Origin of the sequence: Blastococcus sp. LR1 (assembly GCF_020166105.1) — a bacterium.
Classification (GTDB): domain Bacteria; phylum Actinomycetota; class Actinomycetes; order Mycobacteriales; family Geodermatophilaceae; genus Blastococcus.
This window is the reverse complement of the sequence record NZ_JAIUJY010000002.1, coordinates 542,697-567,067: the sequence shown is the minus strand read 5'-3', so window position 1 is coordinate 567,067 and position 24,371 is coordinate 542,697. Positions and strand designations below refer to the sequence as shown.

The 24,371-nt window shown below is 74.6% G+C and carries 34 protein-coding genes; 19 read left to right on the top strand and 15 right to left on the bottom strand.

All coding sequences use genetic code 11. The features are described 5' to 3' along the window. Positions 1-105: 105 nt before the first annotated feature. The gene (gene acs / locus LBW97_RS07415; RefSeq protein WP_224498764.1) at positions 106-2,055 is read right to left on the bottom strand and encodes an acetate--CoA ligase; all 1,950 of its coding nucleotides are present in this window, start codon (positions 2,053-2,055) and stop codon (positions 106-108) included. Positions 2,056-2,186: 131 nt separating this feature from the next. Here acs and LBW97_RS07410 point away from each other — a divergent pair, with 131 nt between their 5' ends. Next, positions 2,187-2,876: a (2Fe-2S)-binding protein gene (locus tag LBW97_RS07410; RefSeq protein ID WP_224498763.1), complete on the top strand. Its 690-nt coding sequence runs from the start codon at positions 2,187-2,189 to the stop codon at positions 2,874-2,876. Between the two features lie 7 nt (positions 2,877-2,883). Here the strand turns inward: LBW97_RS07410 and LBW97_RS07405 are convergent, their stop codons facing one another. The 5 genes from LBW97_RS07405 to cobA form a co-directional block, all read right to left on the bottom strand. Continuing rightward, positions 2,884-3,366 (bottom strand): hypothetical protein, encoded by a 483-nt coding sequence (locus LBW97_RS07405; protein ID WP_224498762.1) that lies wholly within the window; start codon positions 3,364-3,366, stop codon positions 2,884-2,886. Between the two features lie 76 nt (positions 3,367-3,442). Then, the gene (locus tag LBW97_RS07400) at positions 3,443-3,700 is read right to left on the bottom strand and encodes a helix-turn-helix transcriptional regulator (protein WP_224498761.1); all 258 of its coding nucleotides are present in this window, start codon (positions 3,698-3,700) and stop codon (positions 3,443-3,445) included. Beyond that, positions 3,697-4,551 carry an ABC transporter permease gene (locus LBW97_RS07395; RefSeq protein ID WP_224498760.1) on the bottom strand — a complete coding sequence of 285 codons (855 nt, stop codon included), beginning with the start codon at positions 4,549-4,551 and terminating at the stop codon, positions 3,697-3,699. The genes LBW97_RS07400 and LBW97_RS07395 overlap by 4 nt, the downstream gene beginning before the upstream one ends. After that, positions 4,548-5,474 (bottom strand): ABC transporter ATP-binding protein, encoded by a 927-nt coding sequence (locus tag LBW97_RS07390; protein ID WP_224498759.1) that lies wholly within the window; start codon positions 5,472-5,474, stop codon positions 4,548-4,550. Before LBW97_RS07390 ends, LBW97_RS07395 begins: the two co-directional genes overlap by 4 nt. Before the next feature lie 62 nt (positions 5,475-5,536). Continuing rightward, the gene (gene cobA / locus LBW97_RS07385; RefSeq protein ID WP_224498758.1) at positions 5,537-6,745 is read right to left on the bottom strand and encodes a uroporphyrinogen-III C-methyltransferase; all 1,209 of its coding nucleotides are present in this window, start codon (positions 6,743-6,745) and stop codon (positions 5,537-5,539) included. A gap of 303 nt (positions 6,746-7,048) precedes the next feature. On the opposite strand from cobA, the gene LBW97_RS07380 reads away from it, so the two are divergent. The 3 genes from LBW97_RS07380 to LBW97_RS07370 are packed head-to-tail and all read left to right on the top strand — an operon-like array spanning position 7,049 to position 8,905. Beyond that, the gene (locus tag LBW97_RS07380; protein WP_224498757.1) at positions 7,049-7,513 is read left to right on the top strand and encodes a hypothetical protein; all 465 of its coding nucleotides are present in this window, start codon (positions 7,049-7,051) and stop codon (positions 7,511-7,513) included. Next, on the top strand, positions 7,510-7,803 hold the full coding sequence (locus LBW97_RS07375) for a transcriptional regulator (RefSeq protein ID WP_224498756.1): 294 nt from the start codon (positions 7,510-7,512) through the stop codon (positions 7,801-7,803). The genes LBW97_RS07380 and LBW97_RS07375 overlap by 4 nt, the downstream gene beginning before the upstream one ends. A 37-nt stretch (positions 7,804-7,840) precedes the next feature. Next, positions 7,841-8,905 (top strand): AbrB family transcriptional regulator, encoded by a 1,065-nt coding sequence (locus tag LBW97_RS07370; protein ID WP_224498755.1) that lies wholly within the window; start codon positions 7,841-7,843, stop codon positions 8,903-8,905. A 41-nt stretch (positions 8,906-8,946) separates the two neighbouring features. Here the strand turns inward: LBW97_RS07370 and LBW97_RS07365 are convergent, their stop codons facing one another. After that, entirely contained in the window at positions 8,947-9,474 is a 528-nt protein-coding gene (locus tag LBW97_RS07365; protein ID WP_224498754.1) for an AAA family ATPase, read from the bottom strand. A gap of 179 nt (positions 9,475-9,653) precedes the next feature. On the opposite strand from LBW97_RS07365, the gene LBW97_RS07360 reads away from it, so the two are divergent. Continuing rightward, positions 9,654-9,869, top strand: coding sequence for a hypothetical protein (locus LBW97_RS07360; RefSeq protein ID WP_224498753.1), 216 nt, complete (start codon positions 9,654-9,656; stop codon positions 9,867-9,869). Between the two features lie 10 nt (positions 9,870-9,879). On the opposite strand, the gene LBW97_RS07355 is transcribed toward LBW97_RS07360, so the two are convergent. Continuing rightward, positions 9,880-10,362 (bottom strand): type II toxin-antitoxin system PemK/MazF family toxin, encoded by a 483-nt coding sequence (locus LBW97_RS07355; RefSeq protein WP_224498752.1) that lies wholly within the window; start codon positions 10,360-10,362, stop codon positions 9,880-9,882. A 184-nt stretch (positions 10,363-10,546) separates the two neighbouring features. Between LBW97_RS07355 and LBW97_RS07350 the strand changes: the two genes are divergently transcribed. Continuing rightward, entirely contained in the window at positions 10,547-10,744 is a 198-nt protein-coding gene (locus tag LBW97_RS07350; RefSeq protein WP_224498751.1) for a hypothetical protein, read from the top strand. A 10-nt stretch (positions 10,745-10,754) separates the two neighbouring features. Here the strand turns inward: LBW97_RS07350 and LBW97_RS07345 are convergent, their stop codons facing one another. Both LBW97_RS07345 and LBW97_RS07340 read right to left on the bottom strand, forming a co-directional pair. After that, the gene (locus tag LBW97_RS07345; protein WP_224498750.1) at positions 10,755-11,180 is read right to left on the bottom strand and encodes a VOC family protein; all 426 of its coding nucleotides are present in this window, start codon (positions 11,178-11,180) and stop codon (positions 10,755-10,757) included. 56 nt (positions 11,181-11,236) lie between these two features. Further along, positions 11,237-11,845: an MSMEG_1061 family FMN-dependent PPOX-type flavoprotein gene (locus tag LBW97_RS07340; RefSeq protein WP_224498749.1), complete on the bottom strand. Its 609-nt coding sequence runs from the start codon at positions 11,843-11,845 to the stop codon at positions 11,237-11,239. 40 nt (positions 11,846-11,885) lie between these two features. Between LBW97_RS07340 and LBW97_RS07335 the strand changes: the two genes are divergently transcribed. Then, a complete protein-coding gene (locus tag LBW97_RS07335; protein ID WP_224498748.1) occupies positions 11,886-12,275 on the top strand; it encodes a thioesterase family protein in 390 nt (129 codons plus the stop codon). Between the two features lie 6 nt (positions 12,276-12,281). Here LBW97_RS07335 and LBW97_RS07330 read toward each other — a convergent pair whose 3' ends face one another. Both LBW97_RS07330 and LBW97_RS07325 read right to left on the bottom strand, forming a co-directional pair. Beyond that, positions 12,282-12,944: a 1-acyl-sn-glycerol-3-phosphate acyltransferase gene (locus LBW97_RS07330; protein WP_224498747.1), complete on the bottom strand. Its 663-nt coding sequence runs from the start codon at positions 12,942-12,944 to the stop codon at positions 12,282-12,284. A gap of 100 nt (positions 12,945-13,044) precedes the next feature. Beyond that, positions 13,045-13,728 (bottom strand): ANTAR domain-containing protein, encoded by a 684-nt coding sequence (locus LBW97_RS07325; RefSeq protein ID WP_224498746.1) that lies wholly within the window; start codon positions 13,726-13,728, stop codon positions 13,045-13,047. 178 nt (positions 13,729-13,906) lie between these two features. On the opposite strand from LBW97_RS07325, the gene def reads away from it, so the two are divergent. From def to LBW97_RS07305, 4 genes are all read left to right on the top strand, one after another. Beyond that, positions 13,907-14,464: a peptide deformylase gene (def, locus tag LBW97_RS07320; protein WP_224498745.1), complete on the top strand. Its 558-nt coding sequence runs from the start codon at positions 13,907-13,909 to the stop codon at positions 14,462-14,464. 35 nt (positions 14,465-14,499) lie between these two features. Next, positions 14,500-15,675, top strand: a complete 1,176-nt coding sequence (locus LBW97_RS07315; RefSeq protein ID WP_224498744.1) for a glucose-1-phosphate adenylyltransferase family protein — start codon at positions 14,500-14,502, stop codon at positions 15,673-15,675. Between the two features lie 40 nt (positions 15,676-15,715). Continuing rightward, entirely contained in the window at positions 15,716-16,045 is a 330-nt protein-coding gene (locus LBW97_RS07310) for a tetratricopeptide repeat protein (protein WP_224498743.1), read from the top strand. Positions 16,046-16,107: 62 nt separating this feature from the next. Further along, complete coding sequence (locus tag LBW97_RS07305) at positions 16,108-16,596, top strand: FKBP-type peptidyl-prolyl cis-trans isomerase (protein WP_224498742.1); 489 nt, start codon at positions 16,108-16,110, stop codon at positions 16,594-16,596. A 298-nt stretch (positions 16,597-16,894) separates the two neighbouring features. Here LBW97_RS07305 and LBW97_RS07300 read toward each other — a convergent pair whose 3' ends face one another. Next, positions 16,895-17,446: a histidine phosphatase family protein gene (locus LBW97_RS07300; protein WP_224498741.1), complete on the bottom strand. Its 552-nt coding sequence runs from the start codon at positions 17,444-17,446 to the stop codon at positions 16,895-16,897. A gap of 63 nt (positions 17,447-17,509) precedes the next feature. Here LBW97_RS07300 and LBW97_RS07295 point away from each other — a divergent pair, with 63 nt between their 5' ends. Further along, positions 17,510-18,301 carry an oxidoreductase gene (locus LBW97_RS07295; protein ID WP_224498740.1) on the top strand — a complete coding sequence of 264 codons (792 nt, stop codon included), beginning with the start codon at positions 17,510-17,512 and terminating at the stop codon, positions 18,299-18,301. A gap of 7 nt (positions 18,302-18,308) precedes the next feature. Here the strand turns inward: LBW97_RS07295 and LBW97_RS07290 are convergent, their stop codons facing one another. Both LBW97_RS07290 and LBW97_RS07285 read right to left on the bottom strand, forming a co-directional pair. Next, positions 18,309-18,575: a hypothetical protein gene (locus LBW97_RS07290; RefSeq protein ID WP_224498739.1), complete on the bottom strand. Its 267-nt coding sequence runs from the start codon at positions 18,573-18,575 to the stop codon at positions 18,309-18,311. Between the two features lie 14 nt (positions 18,576-18,589). Beyond that, complete coding sequence (locus tag LBW97_RS07285) at positions 18,590-19,423, bottom strand: HAD family phosphatase (RefSeq protein WP_224498738.1); 834 nt, start codon at positions 19,421-19,423, stop codon at positions 18,590-18,592. A 126-nt stretch (positions 19,424-19,549) separates the two neighbouring features. On the opposite strand from LBW97_RS07285, the gene ssd reads away from it, so the two are divergent. The 7 genes from ssd (at position 19,550) to LBW97_RS07250 (ending at position 24,371) form a co-directional block, all read left to right on the top strand. Then, positions 19,550-20,617, top strand: a complete 1,068-nt coding sequence (gene ssd / locus LBW97_RS07280) for a septum site-determining protein Ssd (RefSeq protein ID WP_224498737.1) — start codon at positions 19,550-19,552, stop codon at positions 20,615-20,617. Beyond that, entirely contained in the window at positions 20,614-21,753 is a 1,140-nt protein-coding gene (locus LBW97_RS07275) for a TadA family conjugal transfer-associated ATPase (protein WP_224498736.1), read from the top strand. Before ssd ends, LBW97_RS07275 begins: the two co-directional genes overlap by 4 nt. Further along, the gene (locus tag LBW97_RS07270) at positions 21,750-22,544 is read left to right on the top strand and encodes a type II secretion system F family protein (RefSeq protein ID WP_224498735.1); all 795 of its coding nucleotides are present in this window, start codon (positions 21,750-21,752) and stop codon (positions 22,542-22,544) included. The genes LBW97_RS07275 and LBW97_RS07270 overlap by 4 nt, the downstream gene beginning before the upstream one ends. Beyond that, positions 22,541-23,272: a type II secretion system F family protein gene (locus LBW97_RS07265; protein ID WP_224498734.1), complete on the top strand. Its 732-nt coding sequence runs from the start codon at positions 22,541-22,543 to the stop codon at positions 23,270-23,272. Before LBW97_RS07270 ends, LBW97_RS07265 begins: the two co-directional genes overlap by 4 nt. 113 nt (positions 23,273-23,385) lie before the next feature. Beyond that, entirely contained in the window at positions 23,386-23,646 is a 261-nt protein-coding gene (locus tag LBW97_RS07260) for a DUF4244 domain-containing protein (protein WP_224498733.1), read from the top strand. A gap of 3 nt (positions 23,647-23,649) precedes the next feature. Beyond that, the gene (locus LBW97_RS07255) at positions 23,650-24,024 is read left to right on the top strand and encodes a TadE family type IV pilus minor pilin (protein ID WP_224498732.1); all 375 of its coding nucleotides are present in this window, start codon (positions 23,650-23,652) and stop codon (positions 24,022-24,024) included. After that, positions 24,021-24,371, top strand: a complete 351-nt coding sequence (locus tag LBW97_RS07250) for an Rv3654c family TadE-like protein (RefSeq protein ID WP_224498731.1) — start codon at positions 24,021-24,023, stop codon at positions 24,369-24,371. The genes LBW97_RS07255 and LBW97_RS07250 overlap by 4 nt, the downstream gene beginning before the upstream one ends.

The window sequence follows — 24,371 nt, the reverse complement described above, 5'->3', positions numbered from 1 at the left end:
GGGCAACTCCTTTGCGTTCTGCACTGCTGGTCAAGGGGAATCGTGCCCCACCCGCCGCGACGGCGCCCGCCGGCTCCCCCGAAAGGGAGCCGGCGGGTCCTCCCGCTAGTCCTCCGCGGGGGCGGCGGGCAGCTTGTCCTTGATCATGTTCATCACCGACGAGTCGGTGAGCGTGGTGACGTCGCCCAGCTCGCGGTTCTCGGCGATGTCGCGCAGCAGCCGCCGCATGATCTTCCCGGAGCGGGTCTTGGGCAGCTCCTGGACGACCATGATCTGGCGGGGCTTGGCGATCGGGCCGATGTCCTTGGAGACGTGCTGCTTGAGCGTCTGCACCAGCTCGTCCCCGGAGTCCTCGGCGTTCCCGCGGAGGATCACGAACGCCACGATGCCCTGACCGGTGGTCGGGTCGCTGGCACCGACCACCGCGGCCTCGGCCACCGTCGGGTGGCTGACCAGCGAGGACTCCACCTCGGTGGTGGAGATCCGGTGGCCCGACACGTTCATGACGTCGTCCACGCGGCCGAGCAGCCAGATGTTGCCGTCGGCGTCCTTCTTGGCGCCGTCACCGGCGAAGTAGACGCTCTTCCCGAACCGCGACCAGTAGGTGTCGACGTACCGGTCGTCGTCACCCCAGATGGTGCGCAGCATCGACGGCCACGGCTCGGTCAGCACCAGCAGGCCGGTCGAGTCGTCGGACAGCTCGTTGCCCTCGTCGTCGACGACCTTGGCCGAGATGCCGGGGAACGGGTGCTGGGCCGAGCCGGGCTGCAGCTTCGTGACGCCGGGCAGCGGGGTGAGCATGTGCGCGCCGGTCTCGGTCTGCCACCAGGTGTCCATGATCGGGCAGCGCCCGCCGCCGATGTGCTCGTGGTACCAGAGCCAGGCCTCGGGGTTGATCGGCTCGCCGACCGAACCGAGCAGCCGCAGCGACGTGAGGTCGAACCCGGCGGGGACCTCCTCGCCCCACTTCATGAAGGTCCGGATCACCGTCGGCGCGGTGTACAGGATCGTCACGCGGTACTTCTCGATCAGCTCGAACCAGCGACCGCGGTGCGGCGTCTCCGGCGTTCCCTCGTACATGACGCTCGTGGCCCGGTTGGCCAGCGGCCCGTAGACGATGTAGCTGTGGCCGGTCACCCAGCCGACGTCGGCCGCCGTCCAGTAGACGTCGGTCTCGGGCTTGAGGTCGAAGGTCGCCCAGTGGGTGTAGGCGACCTGCGTCAGGTAGCCGCCGCTGGTGTGCAGGATGCCCTTCGGCTTCGCCGTCGTCCCGGACGTGTACATGATGTAGAGCGGGTGCTCGGCGTCGAAGAACTCGCAGGTGTGCTCGGAGGACTGCCGGCCCACGACGTCGTGCCACCACAGGTCGCGGCCCTCGGACCACTCGATGTCCTGCTCGGTGCGCTTGACGACGAGGACGTTCTTGACGCCGGGGCTGCGGCCCACGGCGTCGTCCACGGCCGGCTTGAGCGCGCTGGGCGCGCCGCGGCGGTAGCCGCCGTCGGCGGTGATCACGAGGACGGCGCCGGCGTCGTCGAGCCGGCTGGCCAGGGCGTCGGCGGAGAAGCCGCCGAAGACGACCATGTGCACCGCGCCGATGCGGGCGCAGGCCAGCATCGAGATGACCGCCTCGGGGATCATCGGCAGGTAGATGGCCACCCGGTCGCCGGCCTTCACGCCGAGCTCGACGAGCGCGTTGGCCGTGCGGCAGACCTCCTCGGTGAGCTGGGCGTAGGTGAGTGTGCGGGTGTCGCCCGGCTCGCCCTCCCAGTGGTAGGCGACCTGCTCGCCGTGGCCGGCCTCGACATGCCGGTCCAGGCAGTTGTAGGCGACGTTCAGCTTGCCGCCGACGAACCACTTCGCGAAGGGCGGATTGCTCCAGTCGAGGACGGTGTCCCACTCCTGGTCCCAGCTGAGCCGGCGCGCGGCGGACTCCCAGAACGCGAGCCGGTCACTCGCCGCCTCGTCGTAGATCCCGGGACCGACGTTCGCCTGGGCGGCCAGCTCCTCCGGCGGTGCGAAGGTGCGGCCGGCTGCCTGGGTCGTCTCGCTCATGGGGTCCTCCCGATCGGCGTCACCGGGGTCCGGCGACGATGCACACGTGGTCCAGGACACACCGTATGGCCCCAGGTCTCCACCGTCTGCCCCGTGCGACCTGCCAAGCGACGACCGGCAACACTGACCCGATGAGCGGTATCCAGGCGCAGGTGGCGGCGCGCGTCCGGGGTGCCGTCGCCCTCGGCCTCGTGCCTCCGAGCGGCGCGGAAGCGGTGCCGGCGACGACGCTCACCGATCCGGCCTGGCTGGCGGAGCTGCCGGCGCTGCGCAGTGGGGACCCGAGGGTCGCGGTCACGGTCTGGTGGTACTCGGCGTCAGCGGTGGTGATGGCACCGGTCCTCGCCGGGCTCGCCGTCGGCCGGCCGCTCTCGGCCCGGCTCGAGGACACGACGGTGTTCCTCGGTCCGGGAAGCCGCCCGGTCGCGGCGGTCTCCGGAGCTCCCGACGCCGACCCGGCCGGCGGACTGCGGGAGTGCCTCGAGGCGGTGATCCCGGCGCTGGCCGAGGTGGCCGGCATGCGGGAGCGGCCGCTGTGGGGGATCGCCACCGACTCGCTGGCCAACGGGCTGCTCTCGCTCGGCCGGGCGCTGGGCGACGTCCCGGCGGTCACCGCGGTGGCGGTCCCGCTGGCCCGCGCCATCGGGTCCCCGTTGCCCGAGCCGCGCTACACCGATGTCGCCGGGGTGCGCTTCGTCTCGCGGGTGTCCTGCTGCCTGGTCGACCAGCTGCCGCACGGGAGCACCTGCGTCTCCTGCCCGAACCGCCTGCCGGCCGAGCGACAGGCCCTGCTCGAGTCAACCGCCCGACGGTTCGGCTGAGGGTCACCTAGGTGGACAACCGCTCCGCCAGTCCGTCGAGCCCCGCCGTGATCATCGAGCCGTAGGGGTCGTCGCCGAGCGCGACCGCGGCCTGCCGGCCCAGCTCCAGGTGGCGACGGGCCGCTGCGACGTCGCCGAGCTTGCGGTGGTCCTCGCCCAGGTTGAGGTGCAACGACGGGTAGAACGCGGCCACCGGACCCGTGGCCCCGGCTGCGGCGGCCCGATCGTCGGTGATGGACTCCGCAGCCACCAGGGCGCGCAGATCCCACATCAGCTCGTCGCGCGGATCGTCCTGGACGTCGGCCATGTGGTGCGCCAGCGTGCACCGGTGCAGGGGGTCCCCGTCGGTGCCGATCTCCGCCCAGATCTCGGAGAAGGTGGCGCGGGCCTCCTCCCGCCGCCCCTGCTGACCCAGTGCGATCGCCTCGCCGAGGCGCACCATGACCGGATCGATCCCTGGCTGTTCGCCGTCGCTCGGCGTCGTCGTCATGCGCGGCACCGTAGGGGGCGGGTGCGACATCCCCGGAGGTCTCGCCCCGGGGTGGAGGGGGTGAGGACGGATCCGGTCACCCGGCAGGGCGGTGCAGATCGGTGACGCGGGGGAAGGGTCGGGTGGAGAACACCGCCTCCACAGGGACGCCGAAGAACTCCGCGATGCGCAGAGCGAGGTGGAGGCTCGGGTTGTACTCGCCGCGCTCCAGGTAGCCCACCGTCTGGTAGTGGACGCCGAGGGCCTCGGCGAGCTCCCGCCGGCTCACCCGTTGCTCGGCACGCAGCAGGGCGATCCGGTTGTGGACGGCGTCCGGGGTGCGTTCCCCGCTCACTTGATGATCTGGAGCGCGGCGTCCCGGGCCTCCTGGACCTGTGAGCCCGACTGACGGCGGGCCATCCGGCGGAGGAAGCGCGGCATGGCGAGCATGCCTGCCACCGCCCAGGCCGTCAGGACGAGCACGGCCGTACCGGTGCGCCAGGAGTCCCCCAGCTCGACGGTGGCCGCGGCGTCGGGGAGGAAGGCCGAGCGCATCAGCAGGCCGATCCAGTACGTCGGAAAGATCTGCGCCACCACCTGCACCCAGGCCCACAGCGCCTGGATCGGGAAGAAGATCCCGGAGATGGCGGTGAGCAGCATGACCGGCAACATCCCCCAGGTGCCGAGCTTCGAGACGCTGGGCACGACCGCGCCGATGAGCATGCCCAGCGGCAGGGTCGCCAGCAGCCCGAGGACGAGTGCCCCGGCCAGGACGAGCCACCCGACGGCCCCGCGGTGCATCAGCTCGTCGAAGAGCAGCAGGCTCGGCACCAGGATCGTGACCAGCATGGGGACCAGCCCCAGGGAGTGGTAGACCAGCTGGCCGGTGACGTAGCCCTGCATGCCGTGCGGCACCGCCTTGTGCCGCAGGAGGGTGCCGTCCTCGCGCTCCATCGCCAACGTGGAGGCGGGACCGATGATGACGCTGAACACGACCAGGCCGGCGAGGATGCTGGGCAGCGCGTACGTCGGGTACATCAGCCCGGTGCCGTCGAGCTCGTTGTCCCGGTTGAACCAGAGGAACGCCAGCGTGCCGACGGCGACGAACAGGTAGAAGCCCTGGTCCTGGGCGCTGCGGAGGCTGAGCACGAACTCCGTCCAGCCGCGGCGCAGGCCCAGGCCGATCGCGTGCCTGGTGGGGGTCACTGCGCGACCTCCGTGAGTGCGACGGTCCGGTCGCCCGACTGGTGCCGCTGGACCATGGCGATGTAGGTGTCCTCGAGCGACGCCGGCCGGACCTCGAGCTCGGTGATCGCGTCGCCGTGCTCCTCGAACAGCCGGCGGACGAAGGGGACGACGTCGGGGGTGGCGTGCACGAAGCGGTCCTCCCCGCAGGCCCAGCGCACCTCCGACGACGCCGCGGCCTCGCGCGCCAGCGCCTCTGCACTGCCGTTCGCGACGATCCGTCCGCCGGCCAGGATCAGGATCCGGTCGGCGAGCCGTTCCGCCTCGGCCAGGTCGTGCGTGGTGAGCAGGATGCTGGTGCCCTCCAGGTCGGAGAGCCGGTGCACCACGTCGTGGAAGTCGCGGCGGGCCTCAGGATCGAAGCCGGTCGTCGGCTCGTCGAGGAACAGCAGCTCCGGCCGGCCGATGATGCCGACGGCGACGTCCAGCCGCCGCCGCTGCCCGCCGGAGAGCGTGCCGATCTTGCGGTCGGCGTGCTCGGTCAGGCCGACCGTGTGCAGCAGTTCCTCGGTCTCGTAGGGCCGGGGTCGCTCGGGCCTCGAGTAGGGGGCGTAGTAGCCGCCCAGGTGGGAGAGCAGCCGGCGGGGGCTCCATCGGGCGTGGTCCCGCCAGGACTGCAGCACCACCCCGACCCGCGCCTTCCACGCGTCGCCGGCGCGGAACGGGTCCTCGCCCAGCACCCGCACCTCGCCGGCGGAGGGTGACCGGAAGCCCTCGAGGATCTCGATGGTCGTGGTCTTGCCCGCGCCGTTGGGGCCGAGGAGGCAGACCACCTCGCCCGCGCGGACGTCCAGATCCACTCCGGTCAGGACGTCGTGCTGCCCGTAGCTCATCCGCAGGCCGTTCACCGAGATCACCGGGCCGTCGGGTCGTGCCGAGCGCATCGCAGCTCCATCCATCGGCGTGGAGCTGACGGTAGGAGTGCTACATCTGCAGCAGCAATGCTTTATGTGCTGGAAGCGCCCGAGGATTCCCCGAGGCTCACGACCTCACCCACGACCCAGACGGCGGGCGGGCGGACGGCGTTGTCGGCGAGGGCGTGCGGCAGGTCGGCCAGCGTCGTGCGGACCGTGCGCTGGGTCGCCGTCGAGCCGTCGCTGACGACGGCGACCGGCGTCTCCGGGGCGCGGCCGTTCTCGACGAGCGCCGCGGCGATCGCCGGGGCGGTGTCCACGCCCATCAGCACCACGATCGTCCCGCGCAGCCGGCCGAGCGCTGCCCAGTCGATCAGTGACTGCGGGTGCCCCGGCGGCAGGTGCCCGGAGACCACGACGAACTCGTGGGTCAGCCCGCGGTGGGTGACCGGGATGCCGGCCAGCGCCGGGACGGCGATGGCGCTGGTGATGCCGGGAACCACCTCGACCGGGATGCCGGCGGCCGCGCAGGCCTCGATCTCCTCCATGCCGCGGCCGAAGACGAACGGGTCGCCGCCCTTGAGTCGGACGACGCGGCGACCGGCCCGGGCGTGGGTGACGAGCAGGTCGTTGATCTGCTCCTGTGCCATCGACCGGCCGCGCGGCAGCTTCGAGGCGTCGATGACCTCCACCTCCGGCGGCAGCGAGGCGAGCAGCGCCTGGGGTGCGAGGTGGTCGGCGACGACGACCTCGGCGTGGGCGAGCGCCTGCCGGCCGCGCACGGTGATGAGTCCGGGATCCCCGGGCCCGCCGCCCACCAGGACGACGCTGCCACCGGGGGAGGGCCGGGCGGCCCGGTCGCGGATGCTGCCGTCGGTCAGGCCGGCGACGACGGCGTCGCGGACGCCGATGGCCCGCTGGGGATCGCCGCCTCCGTGCACGCCGATGACGAGGTCGCCCTGGCGTCCGATGGCCGGCGTCCAGACGCTGGAGGCGAGCCGGTCGTCGGCGCGGGCGCAGAAGATCCGGCGGTGCTCGGCCTCCTCGGCGACGGCGGCGTTCACGGCGGAGTCGTCGGTGGCGGCCACCGCGTACCAGGCGCCCTCGAGGTCGCCTGGCTCGTAGCGGCGGGGGAGCCAGGTGAGGGAGCCGGGACCGACCATCGCCTCGAGGGCGGGGGTGACCTCCGGGCTCACGACGGTGACCCGGGCGCGGGCCTCGAGCAGGCCGGCCACCCGGCGGTGCGCGACCTTGCCGCCGCCGACCACGACGACGAGCCGGTGGCGCAGGCGCAGGCCCACCGGGTAGACCGCGCCGGACTCCGGTGGGGCAGGCGTCGCGTGCCCGGGCTCGCGACCGGGCGCCGGGTGGCGGGGCGGTTGCGGGTCGGTGCTCAGCGGATCTCCTCGGGGCTGCCGGAGGTCGTCTCCGGTGCGGCTCGGGGCGTCGTGCCCGGGACAGGATCGCAGCGCGCGTGGCGGTGGACGCGGGCGAGGTGCCCGCGACCCCCGGGGCCGCTCGCGCCGGAACGATGGCAGCCGCGTGTGACACGCGCGTTTCGCCGTCTCTTGACGGATCGGAAAGTGAGGGTCACTCTTTCCGACATGGAAAGTGGTGAGCACGAGGCCCGGTTCCAGCTCGATGCCCTGCAGGCCGACCGTGCGGCGCTGGCCGGGCGGCTGGTGCAGCCCTGGTGGTGGGACGTCGCCTTCGGGCTGCTCCTCGCCGGCTTCATCGGCAGCTACTCGTCGCACAACATCTGGGTGATCGGGGCGGCGGTGCTGCTCCTCGCGCTCGGCATGCGGTGGTTGATCGCCACCTACCAGCGGATCACCGGAACCTGGTGGGACGCCAGCAAGGTGGGGCCGGTCCAGGACCGCGTCCAGCGGGCGCTGCGCCGGCTGGTCGTCGGCTACTTCTCCCTGCTCGCGCTCGGCGTCGCGCTGGAGTTCCTGCTCGACGTTCGCGGGGCCATGATCGGGGCCGGCGTCGTGATGGGCGTAGCGGCCGGACTGAGCTCGCGGTGGGTGACCCGGATCTACGTCGCCGGCCTGCGCGCGCAGCTGTGACCGCCGTCGAACCCCGCTTCGACGCCGTCGTGCACGCGCCGCCGCGGTTGCAGGTCTGCGGCCTGCTGGCCGTCGTCGACACGATGGAGTTCGCGACCGTGCGCGATCAGGTCGGCGTCAGCGACTCGGTGCTCTCCAAGCACGTGAAGCAGCTGGAGGAGGCCGGGTACGTGCAGGTGCACAAGGCCACCCGAGCGTCCCGGCAGCGCACGTCGCTCTCGCTGACCGCCGCGGGCCGGACCGCGTTCGACGCGCACGTCGCGGAGCTCCGGCGGATCACCGGGGGCTGACGCCGCCCTGTCCGCAACCGCCGGGCAGAGTGGGCGCGTGGCGAGCGGGCGGGGTGCACGACTCCTCGACGCGGCGGTCGTCGTCGCCGGCGGCATCGGTGTCAGCCTGCTGGTCGCGCTGGCCGGGTTGCCCTCCCCGGCGCTGTTCGGCGGCCTGATCGCGGGCCTCGTGCGCGCGCTCGCCGGCCGCACGGTGGCGCGGCTCCCGGAGGCCGCGGGCACGGCTGGGCAGGCGGTCATCGGCGTCGCGATGGGTGCGCTGGTCGACCTGGACACCCTGCGCGCCGTGGGGGCCAACTGGCTGCCCGTCCTGCTGACGACGGTGGCGACGCTCGCGCTCAGCCTCGTCGCGGGTGCGGCGTTGCGGCTGCACCGCGGCATCAGCCCGGTCACCGGCGCCTTCGCCATGATCGCCGGAGGTGCCAGCGGGATCGTGGTGATGGCGCGGGACCTCGGCGCCGACGAGCGCATGGTCGCGGTGCTGCAGTACCTGCGGGTGCTGCTCATCGTGCTGCTCATGCCGGTCGCGGCGACCGCGGTCTACGGCGCCGGCGCCGGCTCCGGATCGCCTCCCGGCACGGATGGTCCGGGCTGGCCGGCCGGGCTGGCCTTCACGGTCGGCTGCTCCGTGGTCGGGCTGGTCGTCGGCCGGCTGCTGAGGGTGCCGGTCGCGGCGCTGCTGGGGCCGCTGGTCGCCGCCGCCGGAGCCGACCTCACCGGGCTCTCGCGGGGAGCCGAGGTACCGGGCCTCGTCGAGAGCGCCGCGTTCCTGGTCATCGGACTGCAGGTGGGCCTCAGCTTCACCCGGGACAGCCTGCGCGTCATCGGCAGGGCGCTGCCGCTGGCGCTGGGGATCATGGCCGCCCTGGTGCTGGCCTGCGCCGGGCTGGGCGTCCTGCTGGCGCGGATCACGGGCCAGAGCGCGCTCGAGGGCTACCTGGCGACGACGCCCGGCGGGCTCTACGCGGTGCTCGCCACCGCCCGCGACTCCGGGGCGGACACCACCTTCGTGCTGGCGGTCCAGGTGCTGCGGCTGTTCGTGATGCTGTTCAGCGCGCCGCTGGTCGCCCGCTGGCTGCGGAGGTCGGGCGCCGGCGCCTGACCGGACCTGGTCCTGTTCCGGACGCTCGGTCTCTGCCCCGCTCAGCGGGGCAGAGACCGAGCGTCGGGGAACAGATGCTCGAGCAGTTCGCCCACGATCTCGTCCACCGGCCGCGCGGCGTCCACTCGCAGGCACTCGCCGTCCGGCCACGGCTCGTACGCCGCGGCCCGGGCGGTCACCTCGCCCCAGCCGGGTTCGGGGACGTGCGTCAGGTCCCGCCGTCGCCCCGCCAGCCGGCGCCGGTGCTCCGCCTCGTCGTCGAGGGCCAGCAGGACGAACTCGGGTCCGGATCCCGCGCCGGTCGCCGTGCGCCAGGTGTCGCGCGCGGACGCGCTGTCGTTCACCGCATCGACGACGACGGATCTCCCGAGCCCGAGGTTGAGCTCGGCCACCGCCCGCGCCGCCTCGTACGCGGCGACGCCCGTCTCCCACGAGCGCGGGAGGCCGGCCCGGAGAAGGGCGTCCTCGATCGGGTCGACCGAGACGTGGACGCAGTCGGAGCGGGCGGCGAACGCCCTGGCCACCGTAGATTTCCCCGTCCCGGGGAGTCCGGAGATGACGAGGAGCACCGGGTCACGGTGCCCTGCTGCGGTCGGATTCTCCCATCCGGATCTCCCCAGCAGGGAGGTCCGCAGACCTGACGGACGGCTCCGACGCGCCTACGCTCGTTGGTCGGCGCACGAGCGGGAGGAGACCGGAACTGTCCGAGGAGAACGCGGTCGAGGCGACGGGCGACACCGAGGACTCGGTGCTGCTCTTCGTCGGCGGACCCCTCGACGGAAGGGTCCAGATCCGGGAGGCGCGGCACGGTGACCCCCTCCCCACGGTGACGCACGTGCACCTGCACGGCGGCCCCAAGGTGGTGCACCGCTACGACCTGGAGCCGCTCACCGAAGGAGTCGGCGTCTACAACCTCCGGCCGCCGGTCCGGCGTCAGGCACGGGACGAGTCGGTCGCCGACTGACGGGCAGGGCTCACCAGCCCTGCACGCGCCGGGCCTCGGCGACGACGCGGTCGAACCGGATGCGGTCGAGCGCGGCGCCCTCGCGGCGCACGGTCGCGGGATCGAGCACGAGCAGGCGGTCCAGCCGCACCTCGCTCGGCCGGCCGCGGGAGTCCCACGCGCCGCTGCCGATGTCGGTCCAGAGGCGCCCGTGGCGGGCCTCGGCGGCGGCGTCCGGGTCGTGGTCCTGGCTGCTCAGCATCAGGCCGAGCAGCTCCGCCCCGCGCCGGCCGATGACCAGCACCGGCCGGTCCTTGCCGCGGCCGTCGTTCTCGTCGTAGGGAACCCAGGCCCAGACGACCTCGCCCGGATCGGGCCGGCCGTCCTCGCGCGGCCGGTAGTCGACGTCGGGCCCGGCCGGCGCGGTCCGGAGAGTCGCGCGGCTCGGAGCACGTCCCAGCAGGCGCTTCGCGACCCGCAGCGCCGTCCGACCGAACCGCCCGGGGGTTGCCATGCGCAGCACCCTACGGAGGGCGAGGCGCGCCGAACGGAACGAATTCGGACACGAGCCAGTCACACCGAGTAACACGTGACTCATCGACACCAAATGCTCACGGTGAGGGTTGGAGCTGCCGAAAGGGGGGCACCATGGACGCGCGGGGGTACTCGGCTGGTTCCCCCGGGAGAAGGGGGTCTCCATGACGTCGGCCGAGCCGGTCCGACCCGCCGTCCCACGGGCGCGCGAGGTGAAGGCGAGCGTGCTCGCCGCCTTCCAGCTGGTGGAGGACGCCCGCTACATGGGCACCGACCGCAGGCCCCGGCGGGAACGCGTGCGGCAGATGGCCGAGCGCACCGTGATCGATCGCCGGCTCGCCCGGGACCTCCGCGCCAGCTGAGCCGCGGCCCTCAGGCCACGCAGAACTCGTTGCCCTCCGGGTCGGCGAGCGTCACCCAGGCGAACGGGCCCTGAGCGCCCCGCCACAGCTCGCGTGCGCCCAGCCCGACCAGCCGGGCCACCTCGTCCTCGCGGCGTTCGTCGCCGACCCGGACGTCGAGGTGCAGCCGGTTCTTCCCCGACTTCTCCTCCGGAACGAGCTGGAACAGCACCCGCGGCCGCCCCGGCTCGCTCGAGGTGATCGCCGCGCCCGCCGCCCACACGAGGGCGCCCCGGTGGGTGGTGGTCTCGGATTCGGAGGCCACGCCGGTCTCGATCATCCGGCGGATGAACGCCTCGTCCTGCGGCTCGACCTGCCAGCCCAGCGCTCCGGCCCACCAGTCGGCGAGCTGGTGGGGCGTGGTGCTGTCGACGACGACCTGGATGTCGAAGGGCATGGGCGCAGGCTAGGAGCGGGAGCCGACAGTTTCGGCCCCGCGGGCTCCGTCGGCTCCTAGAGCTCCTCGGCGAGCGCCGCGCGCATGACCGTGTCGTCGGTCGTGATCGTGGTGTCCCGGCAGTGCTCGCGCAGCACCGTGCCGAACGAGGGGTACGTCGAGCGGTCCACCCGGCGCTCCGGATCCCACAGCCCCGACCGCATGACCGACTTGGGGCACTGGAAGTACGCCTTGGTCACCTGCAGCACCAGCACCGACAGCGGCGCCTTGCCGAACTCGGTGAGATCGACGTCGAGCTCCGCGGGGGAGACCACCGACGTCGTGCCGTAGACGCGCAGCGTCTCGTCGAAGCCCGGCACGAAGAACATCAGCGCCGCTCGCGGGTTGTCCGTGAGATTCCGCAGGCTGTCGATCCGGTTGTTGCCCAGCCGGTCGGGCAGCGCCAGCCGGTGCGCGTCGAGCACGTGCACGAACCCCGGCGCCCCGCCGCGGGGCGAGACCTCGGGCCAGCCGTCGGCCGAGGCGGTCGCGAGCGTCGCGAACGGCGAGAGGGCGATGAAGTCGCGGCAGAACGAGTCCAGGGCCCCGATCTCTTTGTCCAGCACCCGCTGCGACGGCGACCGGTAGGCGTCCAGGGCGTCAGGGGCGAGGGCGTCGGCATCCACGCGCCGACCGTAGACGGCGGCCCCGTTACCGTTCCTCCTCGTGCCTGAGGTCTGGAGCTCCCTTGTCCGCTACGTCGAGTGCGACCAGCAGGGCGTCGTCTTCAACGCCCACTACCTGACCTGGGCCGACGAGGCGTCCAACGGGTGGTGGGCCTCCCACGGGCTCGAGTGGGACGCCCTGGTCGAGCGGGGCGTCGACCCGGTGGTCAAGGCCAGCTCGCTGGAGTGGACGTCGTCCGCCCGTTGGGGCGACACCGTCGCCGTGGACGCCGAGACCGAGAAGGTGGGCCGCACCAGCGTGACGGTCCGCTTCACCGTGCGGGTCGGCGAGCGGGTGTGCTGCGTCGTCCGCAACACCTACGTCTCGGTCGCCGACGGCCGCCCCCAGCCGTGGCCGGACGACGTGCGGGCGAGGATCACCGAGGGCTGACGCCGCTCACGCCGCGTCGGGAGCGTCCCAGCCGGCCTTCTCCTGGCCGGAGAGCTCGGCGATCGCGACCATGATCCGGTCGGTCACCTCCCGCCGGGCGCGGCCGTTGCCCGCCTTGCCGCGGTGCTCCGGGAACGTGAGGGGAGCGCCGAAGGTGATCGACACCCGCGCCGGCCGCGGCCAGCTCGCCCCGACCGGCTGGACGCGGTCGGTGCCGGCGACCGCCACCGGCACCACCGGGCAGTCCGCCGTCAGCGCGAGCCAGGCGACGCCGGTCTTGCCCCGGGCCAGCCGCCCGTCACGCGACCGGGTGCCCTCCGGGTAGATGCCGAAGCCCCCGCCGGCCTGGAGCACGCCGAGCGCGGTGTCCAGGGCGGCCTGCGCGGCGCGGTGGGTCTCGCGCTCCACGGGCAGGGCGCCGAGGGCGGTGAACAGCGTCCGGGTGAACCACCCGGAGATGCCCGACCCGGTGAAGTACTCCGCCTTGGCCAGGTAGCCGACCCGGCGCGGAGCCACGGTCGGGATGGCGATGCTGTCGATGAACGACAGGTGGTTGCTGGCGAAGATGACCGGGCCCTCCATGGGCACGTTCTCCCGGCCGGTCACCCGCGGCCGGAAGATCAGCCAGAAGAGCGGCCGGACGACGAGCATGGTGAGGACGTAGAACATCCGGGCTTCCCCCTCGGCGGCCCGTGCGCCATCCGCCGCACCGCTGCCCGCGATCCTGCCCGAGACCGGTCGAGGGCTGCGCGGCGGGACGCGGCGCCGGTCAGCGCAGAGGCTGCCCCGGCGGCATGGCGTCGCGGAGGATCGCAGCCAGCTCCTCGGGCAGCGCGCTGCGGCGGGCGGCGGACTCGGTCAGCAGCTGTGCGACGTCCCGCACCTTCCGGTGGGTGTGGCTGGAGATGTGCGCCAGCAGGTCGAACGCCGTCTGCTCTGCGCAGTTGGTCAGGACCATCAGCACGCCCTTGGCCTGCTCGATGACCGCCCGGCTGGCCATCGCCGTGCGCATCTGGGCCACCTCCGTCTGCAGTGCGCGCGCGGCCTCGGCCTCGGTGTCCGGGGCGCGGGAGGCGGTGATGTCGGCGCACGTGCCCTCGACGCCGGTCACCGCACCGGTTCCGTCCCGCAGCGGCTCGCCGATCAGGACCACCGAGCGCTGGGCGCGGGTGGGGTGCAGGACCCGGGTCTCGAGCGCGAACGGCCGACCGCCGTCGCAGGCGGCGGTGACCGCCTCGATCACGCGGGCCGAGTCGGCGGGGTGGTGGGCGGCCAGGAAGCTCTCCGTGCAGGGTTCGCGGAGCGGGTCCAGGCCGAGCAGCTCGTGCATGCCGGCGGACCACCACCAGTCGCCGGTGGCGGAGTCGTACCGGAAGCGGGCGGTGGGCGAAGGAGCGGCGCGGCGGGGTGAGGGCGGGCGTACGCGGTGGCGGGGCAGCGCAGGTGACGACATGGCCGAGCTCCTCAGAGGAGGCGTGCTGCGTGTGGCAGGCGGTCACCGCCGGGTTCTCGACGGGTGCGCCCCCTGCCCGTGCGGGCAGGTCGCTCCGATGGTCGGACCCTACGTCCGTCGTCGGCTGCGCGCAGCGCTCGGGACACCCGCCGGAGCCGGGTCCCTAGGATCTGCGGTCATGCGCCTGTTCGGCCGTTACGACGGCGTCGCCCGGCCGATCGTCACCTACGGCAGCAACCCGGTCCTGCACCGCCGCTGCGCCGAGGTGACCGCGTTCGACGACGGCCTGCGCCGGCTGGTCCTCGACATGTTCGCCAGCATGGAGGCCGCCGACGGCGTGGGCCTGGCGGCCAACCAGATCGGCGTCGACGCCCGGGTCTTCGTCATCGACTGCCCGGACGCCGACGGCGAGGACGTCATGGGCTACGTCGTCAACCCGGTGCTGACGGTCCTCGAGCCCGTGGGCGACGAGCCCGCCGAGGAGCTGGACGAGGAGGGCTGCCTCTCGGTGCCCGGCCCCTACGCCGAGCTGGCGCGCGCCTTCCGCGCCCGGGTGGACGGCGTCGACCTCGAGGGGAAGCCGATCTCGATCCAGGCCACCGGCATGGCCGCCCGCTGCCTCCAGCACGAGGTCGACCACCTCGACGGCACCGTCTACGTCGACCGGCTGCCCGCCGAGCTGCGCGAGCGGCTGCTCGCCGAGGCGGCCGGCCCCGGAGGAGATCTGCCCGCCTGAGGGTGTACGGCGCCGGGCGCGGGTAGCGGGGACCCATGGCGCTCCCGAAGGTTCTCGTGCTCGTGCTCGCCGGTGGCAAGGGCAAGCGGCTGGAGCTGCTGACCGAGCAGCGGGCCAAGCCCGCCGTCCCGTTCGCCGGGGTATACCGGCTGATCGACTTCCCGCTCAGCAACTGCCAGCACTCGTCGATCGCCGATGTGTGGGTGTCGGAGCAGTACCAGCCGCAGTCGGTGAACGAGCACCTGGCCAACGGCCGCCCGTGGGACCTGGACCGCACCAGCGGCGGGCTGATGATGCTGCCGCCGTTCCAGGGCAGCGAGCGCGGTGGCTTCACCGAGGGCACCGCCGACGGCCTGTGGCGGCAGTCCGAGCTGATCCGGCAGTTCGCCCCCGACGCGCTCGTCGTCGTCAGCGCCGACGCCGTCTACAAGCTGGACTACCGCGAGGTCGTCGACGCCCACCTCGCCTCGGGCGCCGAGGTGACGATGGTGACCACCGAGGTGGAGGCCGACGACGCCTCGCGCTACGGGATCGTCGAGGTCGACGGCGACCGCGTGACCAGCTATGCCTACAAGCCCGATGAGCCGGCGACGACGACGGCGACCAACGAGGTGTTCGTGTTCTCCCCGGGGCCGACGCTGGACCGCCTGGATGCGCTGGGCGAGGAGGCGGGGGAGGACGGTCTCGAGGACCTCGGCGACCACCTGCTGCCCGCGCAGACGAAGGACGGGGTGGCGCGCGCCTATCCGCTGAACGGCTACTGGCGCGACGTCGGCACGATCGAGTCCTACTGGCGCACGCACCGCGAGTTCCTCGACGAGGAGCCGCCGCTGGACCTCGACGACCCGGACTGGCCGGTGCACACGCGAGGTGGGCGGCACAGCGCCGCCCGCGTCCTCGACGACGGGCAGATCGAGAACAGCCTGCTCTCCGGCGGCACCCGGATCTCCGGCAACGTGCGGGGGTCGGTGCTCTCTCCGGGCGTGATCGTCGAGCGGGGGGCGACGGTCGTCGACTCGGTGCTGCTCCCGGGCGTGCGGGTGCGGTCCGGCGCCACGGTGACCCGGGCCGTGCTGGACGACAACGTGGAGATCGGTGCCGGCGCCACGGTCGGTGGCGACGGCGAGATCACGCTCGTCGGCCGGGAGGCGAAGGTCGCCGAGGGCGCGGAGCTCGCCGCGGGTGCGCGGTACCCCGACCCGGAGGACTGACGGCGGGAAGCGGCCGGGGCCGGCGTGCGTTGGGGCGGGCATGATGCGGGAGTTCGAGCTCGACCTCCACTCGGAGTTCCTCCGGGCGGACCTCTTCCTGAACATGGGGCAGCCGGCCGAGGCCGCCCGGATCCTGCAGGGCGTCGTGGACGCCGAGCCGGGCAACCAGGCGGCCCTGGAGCTGCTGGCCCGCGCGTACTACAGCTCCGCTCAGCTGAGCCGCGCCGAGGAGGCGCTCAGCAAGCTGGTCGTGCTGGCGCCGGCCAACGGCTGGGCCCGCCGGGCGCTGGCCCGCACCCTGGAGCGGCTGAGCCGCGCCGACGAGGCCGCGGTGCACCACCGGATGGCCGACGCGCTCGGCGCCTCCTGACAGTGGGCCGCCGCTCGGCCGCCTTGCGCTCTGGGAGGGGGGCGCTCTGGGACGATGGCGGCATGACCCGCCGCACCGTGCCCGGGGCGCTCCTCGCGCTCTCCCTGCTCCTCCCGCTCGCCGCCTGTGGCGACGACTCCGACTCCGCGAGCAGCTCGTCGGAGGTCAGCACCGACCTCGGGACCGCGCCGAAGATCCCCGCGTCGGAGGAGGAGGCGCCCACCGAGCTGGTGATCGAGGACGTCGTCGTGGGCGACGGGGCCGAGGCCGAGGCCGGCGACGTCGTGGAGGTCAAGTACGTCGGCGGCTTCCCCGAGACCGGCGAGGAGTTCGACTCGTCGTGGAAGGGCGGGGAGAACAACACCTTCGAGGTGCAGCTCGGCGCCGGCGGCGTCATCGAGGGCTTCGACCGGGGCATCACCGGCATGAAGGAGGGCGGTCGGCGCATGGTCACCATGCCCAGCGACCTCGGCTACGGTTCTCAGGCCAACGGGTCGATCCCCGCGGACTCCACCCTCACCTTCATCATCGACCTGGTCGAGGTCTCCTGACCCGTCGCCGATCTGGCTGGGTGGCAGCGAGGCTGACCGCGCGGTGACGGCACGCCGCGCGGCCGCCGCCCGCCCGGGTCATGCCGCGGATCCGGGGCACCCCTGTTCCATGAGCATCCTCGGACGACTGATGGGCACGGCGGAGACCACCGCGAGGAACGCAGCGAGGGGCGGGGCCGCACGCCCGGGGCGTGGGAGTGCCGTGCCGCGGGGCGGCCTGCGCCGGGGCCGGTCGGCTCCTGCACCGGCTGCGGGCGGCCTCGGCCGCCTGGTGGGTGGCCTGCTCCGCCGCCGCTGACTACTCGCAGATCTCCAGGCGGGTGATCGAGCCGTTGGGCGGCGTGACCGCCGGCATGGCGTCGGCGCCCAGACCCGCGGCGACCGCCTGGACGGCGCGGATCGTGTCGCCGTGGGTGACGAGGGCGACGACGTCGGCCGGAGGCTCGGCGCACAGCTGAGCCAGGAACGCGGCCACCCGCCCGTGCAGCTCGGCCAGGCTCTCGCCGCCCTCGGCCGCCCAGGAGGCGTCGGTCCAGTCGACGACGTCCCACAGTTCGCGGGAGGGGCGGCCTTCCAGCACGCCGTACCCCTGCTCGCGCAGCTCGGCCGCCGTGGTCACCGGGAGTCCGGTGGCCGCGGCGCAGTGCTCGGCGGTCTGCACCGCGCGCAGCAGGTCGCTGGAGATCAGGGCGCCGGGGGAGAGCGCGGCGAGCTCGACGGCGGCCAGCTCCGCCTGCGAGTGGCCGAGGGCGGTGAGCGGTGGGTGCGCGGTCTGGCCCTGCATCAGACCCTGGGCGTTCCACTCGCTCTGCCCGTGACGGACCAGCAACAACGTGATGGGGGAGGCCATGGCAGGAGGCACTGTAGGACAGGGGAGTGCGGTGCTGCAGGGCGCGCCTCGTACCGTCGTCGCGTGAGCATCCCCGTCCGTCCCGGCGCCGCCCGTCCTGCTGCCCGCCCGGGCACGCCCGACCCGCTGGCGCCGCTGCTCGACCTCCCGGGTGTGCGCGATGCCGCCCACGACGCCCGCCACGGCATCGACCGGCTGCTGGGCCACAAGGTGCTGCGGCGCGAGTCGGCCGGCATCAGCATCGAGTCGGCGCTGCGCGGCGCGCGGGCCTCGGCGGCGCTCGCCGGGGTCGACGTCCCCCTGGCCGAGCTGCGTGCCGGCTCGGTGACCGACCCGGTCGTGCAGGGCGCGCTCCGCGCCTCGGCCGGACTCGGCTCGATGATGGAGACCTGGCCCAAGGCCCCGGGGCAGGTGCTCGCCCGGTTGCACGTCCTGGCCGCCGCGGACCTCGCCGACCAGGCCGAGCTCGGCCGGCCCGGGCCGCACGCGGGCCAGCGGCTGGCGGGTCTCTTCTCCATCGTCACGGGCACCTCGACGGCGGTTCCCGCGGTGATCGTGGCCGCCCTCGTGCACGGCGAGATCGCCGCGCTGGCGCCGTTCGGGCTGGCCGACGGCGTCGTCGCCCGGGCCGCCGCCCGGCTCACGGTCATCACCCGGGGCCTGGACCCGAAGGCGGTGTCGGTGCCGGAGGTCGGGTTCGCCCATCTCGGCCGGGAGGCCTACGAGGAGGCGCTCGCCGGCTACGCGTCGGGCTCGCGCGAGGGCCTGGCCGCCTGGCTGGTGCACTGCTGCCGGGCCGTCGAGCACGGCGCCCTCGAGGGTCTGGCGATCTGCGAGAGCAAGCTCCGCGGCTGATCCGCGGTCAGTGCGGCGCGAGCCCGAGGCCGACGAGGGCGACGACGGTCACCGCGACCGCACCCAGGGCCGCGGCGGGCAGCCAGGCTCCGGTGAGGGCGCCGACGGCGGCGGCGGAGAGGCCGGTGAGCCACGGCCCGCCGCGGGAGAGGAAGAGGCCGACCCGCTGGACGGCCGGACGCCGGCGGCTCCCGACGCGGGCGTCGTGCCCGAACCACGCCGCGAGGGCGCAGACGGCGAGCACGGCCAGCCAGGCGCCGGTGAGGGCGAGCACGTGCTGAGCGGGGGTCAGGCGCCGAACCGGCGACGGCGGCTGGGCACCGGCGCCGGGCCGGCGGCGCGCAGCGCGCGGTGCCGGGCGTACCAGGCCAGGCCGACGACGGCGGCGCCGACGCCCATGGCCGCACCCGTGACGACAGGCGTCGACGGCGTGGAGAAGCGGGACCGGATGCTGACCGGCCGCTCGAAACGCAGCATCGGCCAGCCCCGCTCGAGGGCGACCTTGCGCAGCCCGCGGTCGGGGTTGACGGCGGTCGGGTGGCCGACCGCGGCCAGCAGCGGCAGATCGGTGATCGAGTCGCTGTAGGCATAGCAGTCGGCCAGGTCGTAGCCGCCCTCGGCGGCCAGCCGGCGCACGGCCTCGGCCTTGTTCTCGCCGTAGGCGTAGAACTCGATGTCGCCGGTGTAGCGGCCGTCCTCGACGACCAGCCTGGTGGCGACGACGCGGTCGACGCCGAGCATCTCGCCGATCGGCTCGACCATCTCCGCGCCACTGCTGGAGACGATGACGATCTCGCGGCCGGCGGCGCGGTGCTCCTCGATGAGGTCGGCGGCCTCGGCGTAGACCAGCGGGTCGACGATCTCGTGCAGCGTCTCGCGGACGATCTCGTGCACGACGGCGGCGTCCCAGCCGGTGACCATGGCGGTGAGCTGCGCGCGCAGCCGCTCCATCTGCTGCTCGTCGGCGCCCGCGAGGGAGAAGACGAACTGGGCGTAGGCGGACTTGAGGACGGCGCGCCGGTTGATCAGCCCGCCCTGGAAGAAGGGCCGCCCGAAGGCGAGCGCACTGGACTTGGCGATGACCGTCTTGTCCAGGTCGAAGAACGCCGCGGAGCGCGTCACGTCAGTCACGGTAGCTGGATCGGCAGATCGGCGATCTTTCTGGACCGTTTTCCACACCTGACGGGGGAATCCACAGTCCGGTCGGTGCCGTGGTGCTGATCCGTGGGCCCGCGGTGGGGTGGGCGGGTGCTCTCCCCGCCTGTTCCGCCGTCCCGTCCGCTCGTCGTCAGCAGTGACGAGGAGCTGCTCGACGACGTCCTCCGGGTGCTCGCCGCGGCGGGCGCCGAGGCCGAGCACGCGGTCGGTGGTCCCTCGCTGCGGCGGGCCTTCCGGGACGCGCCGCTGGTGCTCGTCGGCGCCGACTGCCTCCGCGCCGGGGCGCTGCGGTCGCTGCCCCGGCGCCCGGGCGTCGTGGTCGTCACCGCGGCCGAGCTGCCGCCGGCGGAGTGGGCCGCGGCGGTCGAGGTGGGGGCCGAGCGGGTCGCGGTGCTTCCGGCCGACGAGTCGTGGCTGCTGGCGCGTGCGGCGGCCGCGATCCGCGACCCGGTCGCGCGCGGACCGCTGATCGCCGTCGGCGCGGCATGTGGCGGAGCCGGTGCCAGCACGCTGGCCGGTGCGGTGGCGCTGGCGGCTCCCGACGGCGCGCTGCTGGTCGACGCCGACGTGTGGGGCGGCGGACTGGACCTGCTGCTCGGCGCGGAGAGAGCCGAGGGGCTGCGCTGGCCGGACCTGGTCGGTCTTCGCGGACGGGTGGCCGGAGAGGCGCTGCTCGCCGGGCTGCCGGAGGTGGCGGGCGTGCACCTGCTCACGGCAGACCGCGAGCGGGCGAGGCCGGTGCCCGCCGAGGCCCTGGCCGCGGTGGTGGACGCCGCCCGTGGCACCGGTCGGCCGGTGGTCGTCGACCTCCCGAGGCCCGGGCCCGAGGGGCCGGACGAGGCGGCCCGCGCGGTGCTGGCCGACGCCGATCTCTCCCTGCTGGTCGTCCCTGCCCGGCTGCGTGCCGCGTCGGCGGCCAGGCTCCTCATGACTGCCGAGGGCACGCCGTGGGCGGGCGCCCGGCTGGTCGTCCGGACGCACCCCGGTGGGCTCGGGATCGACGACGTCGCGGAGGTGGTCGGCTGTCCGGTCGCGGGGGAGATCCCGCACTCCCGGGGCGTGATGGTCCGGGGCGAACGGGGCGAGCCGCCGGGCGGCGGACCGCGCTCGGTCCTGGGAGCCCTCGCGCGCCGACTGCTCGACGAGGTCGCCGGATGAGCGCGCCGACGCTGCTCGACCGGGTGCGGGCCCGCCTGGCGGTCGAGGACGCGGCCCCGTCCCGGGCGGGCGTCGCGGCGCTGGTGCGCGAGGAGGCCGGCGGCCTGCTGGGTGACGCCGACGTCCTGCTGGCCGTGCGCGACGCCGTCGACGAGCTGGCCGGCGCCGGGCCGCTCGAGGCGCTGCTCCGGCTGCCCGGGGTGACCGACGTGCTGGTCAACGGACCGGACGAGGTGTGGCTCGACCGTGGCGCCGGGCTGGAACCGGTGCCCGACGTCGGCTTCCCCGACGACGAGGCGGTTCGCCGGCTGGCGGTGCGCCTGGCGGGCTCGGCGGGCCGCCGGCTCGACGACGCCGCGCCGTGGGTCGACGTCGGCCTGCCCGACGGCACCCGGCTGCACGCGGTGCTGCCCCCGGTCTCCGGCGGCGGGACGTGCCTCTCGTTGCGCGTGCTCCGGCGCTGCTCGCGGTCGCTGGCCGAGCTGGGCGACCGCGGCACGCTGCCGGGGGAGAGCGGGGCGCTGCTGCGGGCCGTCGTCGACCGCCGGCTCGCCTTCTTGGTCACCGGCGGTACCGGCTCGGGCAAGACCACGCTGCTGTCCGCGCTGCTCGGCGAGGTGGCGCCGAGCGAGCGGCTGCTGCTCTGCGAGGACGCCGCGGAGCTGACACCCCGGCACCCGCACGTGGTCCGGCTGCTGACCCGGCCGCCCAACGTGGAGGGAGCCGGCGCGGTCGGGCTGCGCGACCTGGTGCGGCAGGCCCTGCGGATGCGCCCGGACCGGCTGGTGGTGGGCGAGGTGCGCGGCGCGGAGGTGGTCGACCTCCTCGCCGCGCTCAACACCGGTCACGACGGCGGATGCGGAACGCTGCATGCCAACCGCTCGGCCGAGGTGCCGGCCCGGCTGGAGGCGCTCGGGGTGGCCGCGGGGCTGGGCCGCGCGGCGGTGCACAGCCAGGCCGCGGCGGCGCTGGACGTCGTGGTGCACCTGCGCCGGGTGCCGACCGGCCGGCAGGTGGCGGAGATCGGGGTGCTGCGCCGCCGGGACGACCTCGTGGTCGTGGAGCCGGGCTGGCGGGCCGACGGCGGGCCGTGCCCGGCGGCCGAAGCGCTCCGGGCGCTGCTGGCGGTGCCGTGACGCCGGCGCTGCTCGCTGTCGCGGGAGCGGTGCTGCTCTGGCCGGACGGTCGTGCCGTCGTCCGGGACCGGCTGCACCGGGTGCCGTCCGTGGCCGCCGGGTCCCGCGAGGTGCGCCCGGTGCCTCTCCCGGCCGCCGCGGCGGTGCTGGCCGGGAGTGCGGCCGTGCTGGTCAGCACCGGGCTGGTGGCGGTGCTCGCGGCCGGCTGCGCCGCTCTCGCCGTACGCGGGTGGCACGCGCGGCGGGAGCTCGCGGCCGATCAAGCCCGGTTGTCGACGCTCATCGAGGTGCTCGCCGCGTTCGCCGCGGAGCTCCGCGCCGGCCGGACGCTCGAGGAGGCGGTGCGCGGCGCCGTCGCCGACTGCCCGGACGAGGACACCGCAGCAGCGCTGGTGCGTGCCGTCCGGGCACCGGTGGCCTCCGTGCCCGGGATGGCTGCCTCCGCCGACGGGAGAGCTTCCGCCCTCGACCGGCTCTCGGCAGCGGTGGCCTTGAGTGCGCGCACCGGCTGCTCGCTGGCCGCCGTCGTCTCGGCGGTCGAGGACGACCTCCGGGCCCGGCAGCGGCGCCGGCGTGAGCTCCTGGTCGCCACCGCCGGACCACGGGCCAGCGCGCGTCTGCTGGCGGGGCTCCCGCTGCTCGGGCTCGCGATGGGCAGCGGTGTGGGAGCCGATCCCTGGCAGGTGCTCACCCGGACCGGCACCGGACAAGTCCTGCTGGTGGTCGGCGTGCTGCTCGAGGGAGCCGGCATCGCCTGGACCGGCCGCCTCGTCCGCGGGCTCGCCCGATGAGTGCGGCTCTCCCGGCGCTCCTGCTGGCGGTCGCCGTCGCGGTGTGGGTGCCCGGCTCGGCCGTGGTGGGCCGGCGGGTGCGGGCGCTGGTGGCTGCCGGGTCCGACGCGGATCCCCGGCCCGAGGACGCGAGCGCGGACCCGCGGCGGCGGTGGCTGCTGGCCGGAGCGGCCGGACTGGCGGCGGCGTTGCTGCTCGGCGGCACGCTGGGTGCTCTCGCCGCGGTCGGGGTGACGGTGGGAGGTGAGCGGTTGCTCCGCGCCGCAGCTCCGGACGAGGACGCCGCCGAGCGTGCGGCCCTCGACCGGGAGCTCCCCGCGGCGTGCGAGCTGCTGGCGGCCTGCCTGACCGCCGGACTGCCCGTGGCCGGCGCCCTGGCCGCGGTGGCCGGTGCGGTGCCCGCGCCCCTGGCTGCGCGCCTGCAGGTCGTCGCCGGGCTCTCCCGGATGGGTGCGGTGCCGCGGCGGGCGTGGGCCGGCCAGCCGGGGGAGCTCACCGCCCTCGCCCGCGTGCTGATCCGCGCGGGGGAGTCCGGCGCCGCCGCGGTCCCGGCGCTGCGGGCGCTGGCGGAGGAGACCCGGTCGGCGGCCCGGGCGGAGGCCCAGGCGGAGGTGCAGCGGGCCGGCGTGTGGGTCCTGGCGCCGCTCGGGCTGTGCTTCCTGCCCGCGTTCGTCTGCCTCGGCGTGGTCCCGCTCGTCCTCGGCATCGCCGGCGACGTCCTCGGGTGACCGTCCACAGCCGCTGTGCCCTTCCACAGATGTCGCCGGGGCCTGGGACCGCGGAGGCTCGCGACCGAGGCTCGGTGCACCGCCCCACCGGGGCCCGACGCAGGAGGAACTCCATGAACACCGAGCCGAAAGTCATCGAGCCGAACGTTCTCGCCGCGGATCTGATCCAGCCCGATGCGGAGGCCGTGCGGACCGGACGCCGGGCGCGACTGCGGGCCGCGGGGGAGGAGGCCGGGATGAGCACCGCCGAGTACGCCGTCGGCACCGTGGCCGCCTGCGCCTTCGCCGCGGTGCTCTACCGGGTGGTCTCCGGGGACTCCATCGTCACCGGGCTGACCGACCTGGTCGACCGCGCGCTCGCCACGCTCTCCTGAGCGGTGCGCCGTCGAGAGGCGTCGGTGCGGCGGGGCGAGGCCGGGATGGTGACCGCGGAGACGGCGGTGGTGCTCCCCGTGCTGGTGCTCGTCCTCGTCGCCGCGGTCGCGGTCATCACGGTCGTGGGTGCCCAGCTCCGGTGCGTCGACGCAGCAGGGGAGGGCGCCCGGGCCGCGGCTCGCGGGGAGGACGTCGCGACGGTCGTCGAGTGGGCGGGCCGGGCGGCGCCGGCCGGTGCCCGCACCGACGTCTCGACCACCGGCGGCGAGGTCCGGGTGGTCGTGACCGCCGAGATCGCGCCGCTCGGACCGCTGCCCTGGCGGTTCACCGTCACCGCGGAGTCCGTGGCGCAGCGTGAACCGGACGGGATCGGATGAGCGGCGAGCGCGGCTCTGCGACGGTGTGGGTGCTGATCCTGTCGGCGGTCCTGGTGACGGTCGCGGCCGCGGCGGTCCTCTCGAGCTTGGGGGTCGTCGCCCGGCACCGTGCGGCGACCGCGGCCGATCTGGCCGCGCTGGCAGGCGCGAGCCGGGCCGTCGTTGGCGACCCCGACCCGTGCGCCGCGGCGGCGGAGACCGCGGCGGCCAACGGTGCAGAGCTGACCGGGTGCGAGCTCGAGGCGGGATCGATCGTCTCCGTCGAGGTCCGCGTCGCCCTACCGCTCGGGCGGCTGGGGACGCACGACGCCCGAGCCCGGGCGAGAGCCGGACCGGTGCCGCTGTGA

Excerpts from the sequence above, each read along its gene's own strand:
- LBW97_RS07265 (WP_224498734.1), top strand. The coding sequence starts at position 22,541 with ATGAGTGCGGCTCTCCCGGCGCTCCTGCTGGCGGTCGCCGTCGCGGTG.
- LBW97_RS07250 (WP_224498731.1), top strand. The coding sequence starts at position 24,021 with ATGAGCGGCGAGCGCGGCTCTGCGACGGTGTGGGTGCTGATCCTGTCG.
- acs (WP_224498764.1), bottom strand. The coding sequence starts at position 2,055 with ATGAGCGAGACGACCCAGGCAGCCGGCCGCACCTTCGCACCGCCGGAG.
- LBW97_RS07260 (WP_224498733.1), top strand. The coding sequence starts at position 23,386 with ATGAACACCGAGCCGAAAGTCATCGAGCCGAACGTTCTCGCCGCGGAT.
- LBW97_RS07300 (WP_224498741.1), bottom strand. The coding sequence starts at position 17,446 with ATGGCCTCCCCCATCACGTTGTTGCTGGTCCGTCACGGGCAGAGCGAG.
- LBW97_RS07405 (WP_224498762.1), bottom strand. The coding sequence starts at position 3,366 with ATGACGACGACGCCGAGCGACGGCGAACAGCCAGGGATCGATCCGGTC.
- LBW97_RS07410 (WP_224498763.1), top strand. The coding sequence starts at position 2,187 with ATGAGCGGTATCCAGGCGCAGGTGGCGGCGCGCGTCCGGGGTGCCGTC.
- def (WP_224498745.1), top strand. The coding sequence starts at position 13,907 with ATGCGCCTGTTCGGCCGTTACGACGGCGTCGCCCGGCCGATCGTCACC.
- LBW97_RS07350 (WP_224498751.1), top strand. The coding sequence starts at position 10,547 with ATGACGTCGGCCGAGCCGGTCCGACCCGCCGTCCCACGGGCGCGCGAG.
- LBW97_RS07380 (WP_224498757.1), top strand. The coding sequence starts at position 7,049 with ATGGAAAGTGGTGAGCACGAGGCCCGGTTCCAGCTCGATGCCCTGCAG.
- LBW97_RS07275 (WP_224498736.1), top strand. The coding sequence starts at position 20,614 with ATGAGCGCGCCGACGCTGCTCGACCGGGTGCGGGCCCGCCTGGCGGTC.
- LBW97_RS07305 (WP_224498742.1), top strand. The coding sequence starts at position 16,108 with ATGACCCGCCGCACCGTGCCCGGGGCGCTCCTCGCGCTCTCCCTGCTC.
- LBW97_RS07325 (WP_224498746.1), bottom strand. The coding sequence starts at position 13,728 with ATGTCGTCACCTGCGCTGCCCCGCCACCGCGTACGCCCGCCCTCACCC.
- LBW97_RS07345 (WP_224498750.1), bottom strand. The coding sequence starts at position 11,180 with ATGCCCTTCGACATCCAGGTCGTCGTCGACAGCACCACGCCCCACCAG.
- LBW97_RS07310 (WP_224498743.1), top strand. The coding sequence starts at position 15,716 with ATGATGCGGGAGTTCGAGCTCGACCTCCACTCGGAGTTCCTCCGGGCG.
- LBW97_RS07390 (WP_224498759.1), bottom strand. The coding sequence starts at position 5,474 with ATGCGCTCGGCACGACCCGACGGCCCGGTGATCTCGGTGAACGGCCTG.
- LBW97_RS07355 (WP_224498752.1), bottom strand. The coding sequence starts at position 10,362 with ATGGCAACCCCCGGGCGGTTCGGTCGGACGGCGCTGCGGGTCGCGAAG.
- LBW97_RS07330 (WP_224498747.1), bottom strand. The coding sequence starts at position 12,944 with ATGTTCTACGTCCTCACCATGCTCGTCGTCCGGCCGCTCTTCTGGCTG.
- LBW97_RS07315 (WP_224498744.1), top strand. The coding sequence starts at position 14,500 with ATGGCGCTCCCGAAGGTTCTCGTGCTCGTGCTCGCCGGTGGCAAGGGC.